Source organism: Streptomyces sp. NPDC048516, assembly GCF_043199875.1.
Classification (GTDB): Bacteria; Actinomycetota; Actinomycetes; order Streptomycetales; family Streptomycetaceae; genus Streptomyces.
This window is the reverse complement of the sequence record NZ_JBICWS010000008.1, coordinates 74252-86624: the sequence shown is the minus strand read 5'-3', so window position 1 is coordinate 86624 and position 12373 is coordinate 74252. Positions and strand designations below refer to the sequence as shown.

Genomic DNA, 12373 nt, shown 5'->3' with positions numbered 1-12373 from the left:
GACTGAAGGGGGCGCACAGTGACCACCGCACTGCGTCGTCTGCGCAATTACATCGACGGGGAGTTCCGGGACGCCGCCGACGGGCGGACCACGGAGGTGGTCAATCCCGCCACGGGTGAGGCGTACGCCACCGCCCCTCTCTCGGCCGCCGCCGACGTGGACGCGGCCATGGCTGCCGCCGAGGCCGCCTTCCCCGCCTGGCGCGACCTGATCCCGGCCGAGCGCCAGAAGGTCCTGCTCAAGATCGCCGACCGATTCGAGGAGCGGGCGGAGGAGCTGATCGCCGCCGAGTCCGAGAACTGCGGCAAGCCGATCGCGCTCGTACGGTCCGAGGAAATCCCGCCGATGGTGGACCAGATCCGCTTCTTCGCGGGTGCCGCCCGGATGCTGGAGGGCCGCGCGTCCGGCGAGTACATGGACGGCTTCACCTCCATCATCCGCCGCGAGCCGGTCGGCGTCTGCGCCCAGGTCGCGCCGTGGAACTACCCGATGATGATGGCCGTGTGGAAGTTCGCCCCGGCGCTGGCCGCGGGCAACACCGTCGTCATCAAGCCCTCGGACACCACCCCGGCCTCCACGGTGCTGATCGCCGACATCATCGGCAGCGTGCTGGACGAACTGGGCCACTCCCGCGGCGTGTTCAACGTCATCTGCGGTGACCGCGAGACCGGCCGCCTGATGGTCGAGCACAAGGTCCCCGCGATGGCCTCGATCACCGGCTCCGTACGCGCCGGCATGCAGGTCGCCGAGTCCGCCTCCAAGGACCTCAAGCGGGTCCACCTGGAGCTGGGCGGCAAGGCGCCGGTCGTCGTCTTCGAGGACACCGACATCCCCAAGGCCGTCGAGGACATCTCGGTGGCCGGCTACTTCAACGCCGGCCAGGACTGTACGGCCGCCACCCGGGTCCTCGTCCACGAGTCCATCCACGACGAGTTCGTCGCCGCGCTGGCCAAGGCCGCCGCGGAGACCAAGACCGGCGCGGTCGACGACGAGGACGTGCTCTACGGCCCGCTGAACAACGCCAACCAGCTCAAGCAGGTCAAGGGCTTCATCGAGCGGCTGCCCGCGCACGCCAAGATCGAGGCGGGCGGCGAACAGGTCGGCGACAAGGGCTACTTCTTCGCCCCGACCGTCGTCTCGGGCCTCAAGCAGGACGACGAGATCGTCCAGCAGGAGGTCTTCGGCCCGGTCATCACCGTTCAGTCCTTCTCCGACGAGAAGCAGGCGGTGCAGTGGGCCAACGGCGTCGAGTACGCGCTCGCGTCCTCGGTGTGGACCAAGGACCACGCGCGCGCCATGCGGATGTCCAAGACCCTGGACTTCGGCTGTGTGTGGATCAACACCCACATCCCGCTGGTCGCCGAGATGCCGCACGGCGGATTCAAGAAGTCCGGCTACGGCAAGGACCTTTCGGCCTACGGCTTCGACGACTACACCCGCATCAAGCACGTGATGACCTCGCTGGACGGCTGACCCGGCCGATCCGCCCGCTGATCCGGGGTTCTGTACCGCCGGGCGGCGCGGAACGCTCGACACACCGTCGCGGGCGGAGGCGCGGCAATGGACGCTCTGTCTCTTGCCGCCTCCGCCCGCGGCACGTGAGAGTGCACGCCATGGCTGATCTTTCGCGGCGTGCGCTGCTCCGGGGTATGGGCGGAATGGGTGTGACGGGGGCGCTGGCCGCCATGACCGGCTGCGGGGTGCCGCCCGCGTACGTCAAGGAGGCGGACCGCGGCGGAGCGGACCGGTCGGCACAGGACCACAGGCTCGTCTTCGCGAACTGGCCCCTCTATATCGACGTCGACGACCGGCACAAGCAGCGCCGGCCCACCCTCGACGCCTTCGAACGGCGCACCGGGATCTCCGTGACGTACACCGAGGAGATCAACGACAACGACGAGTTCTTCGGCAAGATCAGCCCCGCGCTGATGAACCACCAGAGCACCGGCCGGGACCTGATCGTCATCAGCGACTGGATGTGCGCCCGGTTCGTACGGCTGGGGTGGGTGCAGAAAATGGACCGGGCGGCCCAGCCGCAGGTCGCCGCGCACCTCGATCCGCTGCTGCGCACCCCGCACTTCGACCCGGGCCGTACGCACTCCGTGCCCTGGCAGTCCGGGATCACCGGCATCGCCTACAACCGCAAGAAGCTCGGCCGGGAGATCAAGCACACCTCCGACCTGTGGAAGGACGATCTGCGCGGCCGGGTCACCCTGCTGTCCGGGCTCGACGAGTCGTTCGCGCTGCTGATGCAGGGCGAGGGGGTGGACATCACCCGCTGGAAGGCCGATGACTTCTACCGGATGACCGACCGCATACGCCGCCTGGTGAGCAAGGGCCACATCAGGCGGTTCACCGGCAACGACTACATCAAGGACCTGGACTCCGGGGATGTGCTCGCGGCGCAGGCCTACTCGGGCGATGTGATCCAGCTCCAGGCGGACAACCCGGACATCGAGTTCGTGGTGCCGCAGGAGGGCGCCGAGCTCTGGGCGGAGAGCCTGCTGATCCCCAACCTCGCGGAGCACAAGCGCAGCGCCGAGCGGCTGATCGACTACTACTACCGGCCGGAGGTCGCCGCGGAGCTGGCCGCCTGGGTCAACTACGTCTGTCCCGTACCGGCCGCGCGCGAGGTGCTGGCCTCGTCCAAGGACAAGGAGCGCGCCGCGCTCGCCGAGGACCCGCTGATCTTCCCCGATGACGCGATGCGCAAGCGGCTGGCCATCGCCCGCGACATCACGTCCAAGGAGCGGCCCGCGTTCGCCAAGGAGTGGAACGGGATCGTGGGGCTGTAGGGGCTGTAGGGGCTGTAGGGGTAGCAGGGGGCGTACGGCACAGGGGCGGCCCTGTGCCGTACGCCCCCTGTGCCGTCCCGCCGTCAGCCGTCGTGGCTACCCGCGCGCCACGCCGCCGTGTAGCTGTCGATCTCGGCCGTCAGCCGCGTCTTGGCGGCGGTGTCCATGAAGGAGGCGGCGACGGCGTTCCTGGCGAGGCCGGCCACACCGTCCGCTTCCAGGCCCAGCAGCCGGGCGGCGACGCCGTATTCGGTGTTGAGGTCCGTACCGAACATCGGCGGGTCGTCGCTGTTGATCGTGACCAGCACGCCCGCGTCGACCATCTCCTTGAGCGGGTGTTCCTCCAGGGTGCGCACCGCGCGGGTGGCGATGTTGGAGGTGGGGCAGACCTCCAGCGGGATGCGGTGCTCGGCGAGATGGGCGAGCAGCGCCGGGTCCTGGGGGGCGCTGGTGCCGTGGCCGATGCGCTCGGCGCGGAGTTCGGTGAGCGCGTCCCAGATCGTGCCGGGGCCCGTGGTCTCCCCGGCGTGCGGCACGGAGTGCAGACCGGCGGCGATGGCGCGGTCGAAGTACGGCTTGAACTGCGGGCGGGCGACGCCGATCTCGGGGCCGCCGAGCCCGAACGAGACCAGGCCCTCGGGCTGCAGGTCGCAGGCGATACGGGCGGTCTCCTCGGCGGCCGCCAGGCCCGCCTCGCCGGGGATGTCGAAGCACCAGCGCAGTACCACGCCCAGCTCCGACTCCGCCGCCTTGCGCGCGTCCTCGATGGCCTCGACGAACGCGGCGTCCGGAATGCCTCGGCTGGTCGAGCTGAAGGGGGTGACGGTCAGTTCGGCGTAGCGGATGTTCTGGCGGGCCATGTCCCGGGCGACCTCGTAGGTCAGCAGCCGGACGTCCTCGGCGTCGCGGATCAGGTCCACGACGGAGAGGTAGACCTCGATGAAGTGCGCGAAGTCGCGGAAGGTGAAGTAGTCGACCAGCGCTTCGGGGTCGGTGGGGACGGCGGAGTCGGGGTGCCGCGCCGCCAGCTCGGCGACGATGCGCGGGGAGGCCGATCCGACGTGGTGGACGTGCAGCTCCGCCTTGGGCAGACCCGCGATGAAGGCATCGAGATCGGACAACGGTTCCTCCTGGTCAAGGGATGTGCAGGGTGAGCGGAGAGGCCCCGTCATGCTAAGCGGGGTGCGGGCGGCCGCGGGGCGCAGGTCTGCGGACCGGCCTCGCGCCCGCCCCGCGGGAAGCCCGGCCACCCCGAAGCCCGGCTCACGGCTTCGAGCCGGAAAGCCCGTCCTGCGGTGTGGGGCCGTCCCCTTCCCGCAGTATCTGCCGCGCCGCCATCAGCGCGAAGCCCAGCAGATTCAGACCCCGCCAGCGGGCCGGGTCCGCGGCCCGCTCGTCGTCGGCGGCGAGTCCGATGCCCCATATGCGGTCCATCGGACTGGCCTCCACCAGCACCCGGGAGTTCGTGCCCAGCAGGAACTCCCGCAGTGCGGCGTCCTGGCCGAATTTATGGACACTGCCCTCGACGACCAGGCCGAAGCGGTGCCGCTGCCAGATCTCCTCGTCGAAGCCGCGGACCCGGCGCCCGGCGTCCTTGGCCTGCTTGGGGTGCCCTGCCGCGATCGCGCGCTGCTCCGCCTCCGCGTCGTCGAACAGCCGGGCCTTGCCGGCCATCATCCAGTGCTCGGCGGTGGCGTACCGGACCCCGTCCACGGTGAAGGGGGAGGGCCACCACTGGCTGAAGCAGCTCGCGCCGAGGCTGCCGTCGCGCCGGGGGCTGTGGCCCCAGAAATGGACGTATTTGACGCGCTCGCCGCCGGCGGTGGCGCGGCGGAGTTCCCCGACCGAGCGCGGACCGTCAGCGGCGCGTCCGCCGGCCTCCCCCGTGGTGATCCCCGTGTCGTCGTGCATCATGCCGGGATTCTGTCAGCGAGCACTGACAACGTGTCGGGGCTTGTATGGCGAGAATCGCAGAATTCGTCGCGTAACCAAAAGGCAACAACGGAATCCCTTGTTGAGACCCTTCTGCTCTGTCAAGATCGGCCATCGATTCCGGAAATAGCTACGCCAGGCAGTGCCGCTGAGCGGCCTCGGTGCCCGGCGGAGGAGAACACCATGAATCACCGATTCGATGCCACCGAGCGGTTCGCCGCGGGCGCCCAATTCGTCGCAGGCAGTCTCCGGAGCGGCAGTTCCGGACGTACCCAGGCCGTCGTGGACCCGGCGACAGGCGAGACGGTGTACTCCTATGAACTCGCAGGTACGGCGGATGTGGACGCCGCCGTGCAGGCCGCGCGGCGGGCGTTCGCGGAGTGGGGCGGTGCCACGCCGGGTGAGCGCTCCGACGCGCTGCACCGCTTCGCGGCCGCGCTCGCCGAGGACGCCGCCGACCTCGCCGCCGCCGAATCGCTGAACTGCGGAAAGCCGATCAAGCTCAGCGAGGAGTTCGACGTACCGGGTTCGGTCGACAACGCCGCGTTCTTCGCGGGCGCCGCCCGTCATCTGGAAGGCAAGGCGGCCGGCGAATACAGCGCCGATCACACCTCCGTCATCCGACGCGAACCCATCGGCGTCGTCGGCTCCATCGCCCCGTGGAACTATCCGCTGCAGATGGCCGCCTGGAAGGTGCTGCCGGCCATCGCCGCGGGCAACACCATCGTCCTCAAGCCCGCCGAGATCACCCCCTTCACCTCGCTGCTGTTCGCGCAGGCCGCCCAGCGCGCGGGGCTGCCGGACGGCGTCATCAACATCGTCTCCGGGGCGGGCAGGGACGCCGGCGAGCACCTGGTGGGCCACCCCTCCGTGGCGATGACCTCCTTCACCGGCTCGACCGGCGTCGGCAAGCGCGTCGCCGAGATCGCCACCGGCACCGTCAAGCGGCTGCATCTCGAACTCGGCGGCAAGGCACCCTTCGTCGTCTTCGACGACGCGGACCTGGAGGCCGCCGTCCACGGAGCGGTCGCCGGCGCGCTGATCAACACCGGCCAGGACTGCACCGCCGCCACCCGCGCCTACGTCCAGCGCCCGCTCTACGACGCCTTTGTCAGCGGCGTCGCCGATCTGATGGCGACGGTACGGCTCGGCGACCCCTTCGACCCGTCCACCGACCTGGGCCCGCTGATTTCGCACGCCCAGCGCGACCGGGTGGCCGGCTTCGTCGAGCGGGCACGCGGCTACGCCACCGTCGTCACCGGCGGCGAGGCGCCCCAGGGGGAGCTGGCCAAGGGCGCGTACTACCGGCCCACACTGATCGCCGGGGCCGCCCAGGACAGCGAGGTCGTGCAGTCCGAGATCTTCGGTCCGGTGCTGGTCGTGCTGCCCTTCGACAGTGACGACGAGGGCATCGCGCTGGCCAACGACACCCCCTACGGGCTGGCCGCCTCCGCCTGGAGCCGGGACGTCTACCGCACCGGCCGCGCCACCCGCGAGATCAACGCGGGCTGTGTCTGGGTCAACGACCACATCCCGATCATCAGCGAGATGCCGCACGGCGGGGCCAAGGCCTCCGGCTTCGGCAAGGACATGTCGGCCTACTCCTTCGAGGAGTACACGCAGGTCAAGCACGTCATGTACGACAACACCGCGGTGGCGCGCAAGGACTGGCACCGCACGGTCTTCGGGGACCGCCCGTAAGGGACGTCCCGCCCGGGCCCCTGGGCCCTTTCCCTGCGGCCGGCGCCGCGGGCCTCGTCACCACCGGCCGAGCGCCGGGCTCATCCCCTGAAAGGGCACCGCGCATGGAGCACCACGAGCAGCCCGAACCCCTGTCCGCGGCCGAACTCACCGCCATGCGCCGCAGTGCGACCGACGGCCGGCTCGCCATGACCCGCCGCTCCCTGCTGCGCGCGGGGGGCGCCATGGCGGCCGCGGCCGGCGGCCTCGGCGCCCTGGCGTCCTGCGGAATCCCGCCCGCGGGCCGTACGGACGCCGGCCGCTCCGAGGACCACTCCAGGGCGGAGAAGCGCCTCAACTTCTCCAACTGGACCGAGTACATGGACGTCAGCAAGGACGGCAAGCACCGGCCGACGCTGGACCGCTTCACCCGGCGCACCGGCATCGCCGTCAAGTACACCGAGGACATCAACGACAACGACGAGTTCTTCGGCAAGATCCAGGCGCAGCTGGCGGCCGGCCAGGACACCGGCCGCGATCTGATCGTGCTCACCGACTGGATGTGCGCACGCATGATCTCCCTCGGCTGGATCCAGCAGCTCGACCCGGCCAACCTGCCGCACGCCTACGCCAACCTCTCGGCGCAGTACCGCGACCCCGCCTGGGACCCGGGCCGCGCGCACTCCTACGTCTGGCAGGGCATCCCGGCGATCATCGCGTACAACAAGAAGGCCACCGGCGGGAAGAAGGTCGACTCCATCAGCCAGCTGCTGGAGGACCCGCAGCTCAAGGGCCGGGTCGGCTTCCTCTCCGAGATGCGCGACAGCGTCGGCCTGACCCTGCTGGACATGGGCAAGCGGCCCGAGGACGTCACCGCGGACGACTACGACGCGGCCCTCGCCCGGCTCCAGAAGGGCGTCGACTCCAAGCAGATCCGCCGCTTCACCGGCAACGACTACACCAACGACCTGGACAAGGGCGACCTCGCCGCCTGTGTGGCCTGGGCCGGGGACGTCGTCCAGCTCCAGAACGACAACCCGGACATCGCCTACGCCGTCCCCAAGACCGGCTACATGGTCTCCACCGACAACCTCATGGTGCCGAACAAGGCCCGCCACAAGCAGAATGCCGAGCGGCTCATCGACTACTTCTACGAGCCGAAGGCGGCGGCCCGGCTCGCGGCGTACATCAACTACGCCTGCCCCGTCGACGGCGTGCGCGACGAACTCGCCAAGATCGACAAGAAGGCGGCGGACAACCCGCTGATCCTCCCGGACAAGGAGATGGCGGCCCGGTCCCACTCCTTCCGTGCCCTGAGTGCCAAGGAGAACAAGGAGTTCGCCCAGAAGTTCTCCGACCTCACCGGCGCCTGACCCCCACCTGCCGGGCCCCCGAGCCGTTTCGCCCTCCGACCCACGGGACGACCGACATGACCCACACCGCGACCCCCCAGAGCAGCGGCGGCGACGTCCGCCTCCACGGGATAAGCAAAACCTACGGCTCCTTCACCGCCGTGCATCCCCTCGACCTGACCGTCCCCGCGGGCTCCTTCTTCGCGCTGCTGGGCGCCTCGGGCTGCGGCAAGACCACCACCCTGCGCATGATCGCCGGACTGGAGGAGCCGACCACCGGGACCGTCGAACTCTCGGGCGAGGACGTCACCGCCCTGCCGCCCTACAAGCGCCAGGTCAACACCGTCTTCCAGAACTATGCCCTCTTCCCGCACCTGGACATCTACGAGAACGTCGCCTTCGGCCTGCGCCGCCGCGGCATCAAGTCCGTCAAGAAGCAGGTCGAGGAGATGCTCGACCTCGTCCAGCTCGGCCCGATGGCGCGCCGCAAGCCGCAGCAGCTCTCCGGCGGCCAGCAGCAGCGGGTCGCGGTCGCCCGTGCGCTGATCAACCACCCGCAGGTGCTGCTGCTCGACGAGCCGCTGGGCGCCCTCGACCTCAAGCTGCGCCGCCAGATGCAGCTGGAGCTCAAGCGCATCCAGACCGAGGTCGGCATCACGTTCGTGCATGTCACCCACGACCAGGAGGAGGCCATGACGATGGCCGACACCGTGGCCGTGATGAACGGCGGGCGGGTCGAACAGCTCGGCGCCCCCGCCGACCTCTACGAGAACCCCGCCACCACCTTCGTCGCCAACTTCCTGGGCACCTCCAACCTCATCGAGGCCGAGGTCGTCGAGGCCGGCGGCGAGGAATTGCTGCTCAAGGCCGGTGACGCCACGCTGCGGCTGCCGGCCGGCCGGTGCAGCGCCACGGCCCGCACCGGCGAGAAGGTGCTCGCCGGATTCCGGCCCGAGAAGGTGACCCTGGCGCACGCCGACGACGCCGGGTCCCTCGCCGAAGGCCGCAACCGGCTGCCGGCGCGGATCAAGGACGCCAGCTTCATCGGAGTCTCCACGCAGTATGTGATCGAGGCTCCGGGCCTGGGCGAACTCGCCGTCTACGAGCAGAACATCGAGCGCGACGGACGCCTGGTCCCCGGCGCCGAGGTCGTCCTGCACTGGAGCCCTGCACACACCTTCGGGCTGGACGCCACCCAGGACATCCAGGCCGGCGCGGACCTCGACGAGGAGGCCGCATGACCACGACCGAGACGCCCGCGCCACCGGACGGGCAGGCCGGGTCCGCGCCCCTGGAGGTGCGCAAGACCCCCGTCCGCAAACGCCTCGTCCCCTACTGGCTGCTGCTGCCCGGCATGCTGTGGCTGGTCGTGTTCTTCGCCGCCCCGCTCGTCTACCAGGCGTCGACCTCGATCCAGACCGGCTCCCTCGAAGAGGGCTTCAAGGTCACCTGGCACTTCGCCACCTACTGGGACGCGCTCGGCGAATACTGGCCGCAGTTCGTCCGCTCGGTGGGCTATGCCGCCGTGGCCACCGCGCTCTGCCTGCTGCTGGGCTACCCGCTGGCCTACCTCATCGCCTTCAAGGCCGGCCGCTGGCGCAACGTCGTGATGATCCTGGTCATCGCCCCGTTCTTCACCAGCTTCCTGATCCGTACGCTCGCCTGGAAGACCATCCTGGCCGACGGCGGACCGGTCGTCGGCCTCCTGAACGCGCTGCACGTCCTGGACGTCACCAGCTGGCTCGGCCTCACCGAAGGACAGCGGGTGCTGGCCACCCCGCTCGCGGTGGTCTGCGGACTGACCTACAACTTCCTGCCGTTCATGGTCCTGCCGCTCTACAGCTCACTGGAGCGCATCGACCCGCGCCTCCACGAGGCCGCCGGTGACCTCTACGCCCGCCCGTCCACCACCTTCCGCCGGGTGACCTTCCCGCTGTCCATGCCCGGTGTGGTCGCCGGCACCCTGCTCACCTTCATCCCGGCCGCCGGTGACTACATCAACGCCGAACTGCTGGGCTCCACCGACCAGAAGATGATCGGCAACGTCATCCAGTCGCAGTTCCTGCGGGTCCTGGACTACCCGACCGCCGCCGCCCTCTCCTTCCTCCTCATGGCGGCCATCCTCGCCATGGTCACGCTCTACATCCGCAAGTCCGGGACGGAGGATCTGGTCTGATGGCCGTCCACGAGACCACCGAAGCCACCGCGGCCCGCACCCCGAACCGGGGCCTGCGCTGGCTGCGCCGCAACATCATCACGATCGCGGGCCTGTGCACACTGGGCTACCTGATCCTGCCCAACCTCGTGGTGATGGTCTTCTCCTTCAACAAGCCCAACGGCCGCTTCAACTACCAGTGGCAGCGCTTCTCCACGGACGCCTGGAGCGATCCGTGCGGCGTCGCCGACCTGTGCGGTTCGCTCGGCCTGAGCCTGCAGATCGCGCTCTGGGCCACCGTCGGGGCGACCGTCCTCGGCACCATGATCGCGTTCGCGCTGGCCCGCTACCGCTTCCGCGCCCGCTCCGGCGTCAACACCCTGATCTTTCTGCCGATGGCGATGCCCGAGGTCGTCATGGCCGCCTCGCTGGCGACCCTCTTCCTCAACATGGGCATCCAGTTCGGCTTCTGGACGATCCTCATCGCGCACATCATGTTCTGCCTGAGCTTCGTGGTCACCGCCGTCAAGGCCCGGGTGATGAGCATGGACCCGCGCCTGGAGCAGGCCGCCCAGGATCTCTACGCCTCACCCGTCCAGACCTTCCTGCGGGTGACGCTGCCGATCGCCGCCCCCGGCATCGCGGCCGGCGCCCTGCTGTCCTTCGCCCTGTCCTTCGACGACTTCATCATCACCAACTTCAACGCCGGGTCCACCGTGACCTTCCCCATGTTCGTCTGGGGATCGGCGCAGCGGGGCACTCCCGTTCAGATCAATGTCATCGGCACGGCGATGTTCCTGGTCGCCGTGTTGTGCGTAGTCATGGGCCAGCTGGCCGGGGCCCGCCGCAAGAGGAGCAAAAGGAGCTGAGAACCATGGCACGAGCTGCCATGACCCCGTCCGCCGCGCATGCGCTCGCGGACGCCGAACCCACCCCGTTCTGGCTGGCCGACAAGGACCGCCCGGCCGCCCGGCCCGCCCTCGTCGGGGACGAGACCTGCGATCTGCTCGTCGTCGGGGGCGGCTACTCGGGACTGTGGACCGCACTGATCGCCAAGGAACGCGACCCCGAGCGCGATGTCGTCCTCATCGAAGGCGCCGAGATCGGCTGGGCGGCCTCCGGGCGCAACGGCGGATTCTGCGCCGCCTCCCTCACCCACGGCCTCGGCAACGGCCTGGCCCGCTGGCCGAACGAACTGGCCACCCTCGAAGAGCTCGGCATCCGCAACCTCGACGCCATCGGGGAGGCCGTCGCCCGCTACGGCATCGACTGCGCCTTCGAGCGCACCGGCGAGATCGACATCGCCACCGAGCCCCACCAGGTCGCCGAGCTCGAGGAGTTCGCCGAGGACGCCGCGGGGCTCGGCCTCGACCGGCACACCTTCCTCGACCAGGACGCCCTGCGCGCCCAGGTCGACTCGCCGACCTTCCTCGCCGGTCTGTGGGACCGCGACGGCGTCGCCATGCTCAACCCGGCCCGCCTCGCCTGGGGCCTGAAGCAGGCCTGCCTGGGGCTCGGCGTCCGCATCTACGAGCGCACCCGGGCCACCGACCTCGCCTCCGAAGGCATGGGCATGGCCGTCCGTACGCCCTACGGCCGGGTCTTCGCCCGTCATGTGGCACTGGGCACCAACGCCTTCCCGTCGCTGGTCAAGCGGGTCCGCCCGTACGTCGTCCCGGTCTACGACCACGCCCTGATGACCGAGCCGCTGACCGACGAACAGCTCGCCGCCATCGGCTGGAAGAACCGCCAGGGCCTCTCGGACTCCAACAACCACTTCCACTACTTCCGCATCACCGAGGACAACCGCATCCTGTGGGGCGGTTACGACATCGTCTACCGCTACGGCGGCGGCGTCCGAGCCGAGTTCGACCACCACCCGGCCACCTACGAAAAGCTCGCCCGGCACTTCTTCCGCTGCTTCCCGCAGCTGGAGGGGCTGCGCTTCACCCACACCTGGGGCGGCGCCATCGACACCTGCTCCCGCTTCTCGGCCTTCTTCGGCACCGCACACGCCGGCCGGGTCGCCTATGCCGCCGGTTACACCGGCCTCGGCGTGGGCGCCACCCGCTTCGGTGCCGAGGTGATGCTCGATCTGCTCTCCGGTGAGCGCACCGAGCGCACGGAGCTGGAGATGGTCCGCAGCAAGCCGCTGCCGTTCCCGCCCGAGCCGCTGCGCTGGGCCGGTATCGGGATCACCCAGTGGTCGATGACCCGGGCCGACACCCATGGCGGACGCCGCAATCTGTGGCTGAAGGCCATGGACAAGGTGGGGCTGGGCTTCGACAGCTGACGCATGACGGGGCGGGCGACGATCCCCGTTGCGGGAGGGGCGGGCGTTGCGTGGCACGCCCCTCGTGCGGCCGGACGGCACGCCACGGCCGGGGTCAGGGGCCGTCAGGCCCCGCCCCGTCGGACGCCTCCCGGCGCACCGCCCGGCCCCGGCCACCGTCCCACCG

General features: G+C 69.9%; 10 protein-coding genes. 8 read left to right on the top strand and 2 right to left on the bottom strand.

The features are described 5' to 3' along the window. The first annotated feature begins 18 nt into the window (after positions 1–18). Positions 19–1473 carry a gamma-aminobutyraldehyde dehydrogenase gene (locus ACGFR7_RS17780; RefSeq protein ID WP_393319604.1) on the top strand — a complete coding sequence of 485 codons (1455 nt, stop codon included), beginning with the start codon at positions 19–21 and terminating at the stop codon, positions 1471–1473. A 140-nt stretch (positions 1474–1613) separates the two neighbouring features. Next, positions 1614–2795 carry a spermidine/putrescine ABC transporter substrate-binding protein gene (locus ACGFR7_RS17775; protein WP_393319602.1) on the top strand — a complete coding sequence of 394 codons (1182 nt, stop codon included), beginning with the start codon at positions 1614–1616 and terminating at the stop codon, positions 2793–2795. 83 nt (positions 2796–2878) lie between these two features. On the opposite strand, the gene ACGFR7_RS17770 is transcribed toward ACGFR7_RS17775, so the two are convergent. Both ACGFR7_RS17770 and ACGFR7_RS17765 read right to left on the bottom strand, forming a co-directional pair. Further along, positions 2879–3916, bottom strand: a complete 1038-nt coding sequence (locus ACGFR7_RS17770; protein WP_393319599.1) for an adenosine deaminase — start codon at positions 3914–3916, stop codon at positions 2879–2881. Between the two features lie 142 nt (positions 3917–4058). Next, positions 4059–4709: an NADAR family protein gene (locus tag ACGFR7_RS17765; RefSeq protein WP_393319596.1), complete on the bottom strand. Its 651-nt coding sequence runs from the start codon at positions 4707–4709 to the stop codon at positions 4059–4061. A 201-nt stretch (positions 4710–4910) separates the two neighbouring features. Between ACGFR7_RS17765 and ACGFR7_RS17760 the strand changes: the two genes are divergently transcribed. The 6 genes from ACGFR7_RS17760 (at position 4911) to ACGFR7_RS17735 (ending at position 12207) form a co-directional block, all read left to right on the top strand. Further along, positions 4911–6428: a gamma-aminobutyraldehyde dehydrogenase gene (locus ACGFR7_RS17760; protein ID WP_393319593.1), complete on the top strand. Its 1518-nt coding sequence runs from the start codon at positions 4911–4913 to the stop codon at positions 6426–6428. Between the two features lie 104 nt (positions 6429–6532). Further along, positions 6533–7780 (top strand): spermidine/putrescine ABC transporter substrate-binding protein, encoded by a 1248-nt coding sequence (locus ACGFR7_RS17755; protein WP_393319591.1) that lies wholly within the window; start codon positions 6533–6535, stop codon positions 7778–7780. Between the two features lie 56 nt (positions 7781–7836). Continuing rightward, positions 7837–9000 (top strand): ABC transporter ATP-binding protein, encoded by a 1164-nt coding sequence (locus ACGFR7_RS17750; protein WP_393319588.1) that lies wholly within the window; start codon positions 7837–7839, stop codon positions 8998–9000. Continuing rightward, positions 8997–9935, top strand: a complete 939-nt coding sequence (locus tag ACGFR7_RS17745; RefSeq protein ID WP_393319585.1) for an ABC transporter permease — start codon at positions 8997–8999, stop codon at positions 9933–9935. Before ACGFR7_RS17750 ends, ACGFR7_RS17745 begins: the two co-directional genes overlap by 4 nt. Beyond that, entirely contained in the window at positions 9935–10783 is an 849-nt protein-coding gene (locus ACGFR7_RS17740; protein WP_393319582.1) for an ABC transporter permease, read from the top strand. The genes ACGFR7_RS17745 and ACGFR7_RS17740 overlap by 1 nt, the downstream gene beginning before the upstream one ends. 5 nt (positions 10784–10788) lie before the next feature. After that, positions 10789–12207, top strand: coding sequence for an NAD(P)/FAD-dependent oxidoreductase (locus tag ACGFR7_RS17735; RefSeq protein ID WP_393319580.1), 1419 nt, complete (start codon positions 10789–10791; stop codon positions 12205–12207). Positions 12208–12373 lie beyond the last annotated feature (166 nt).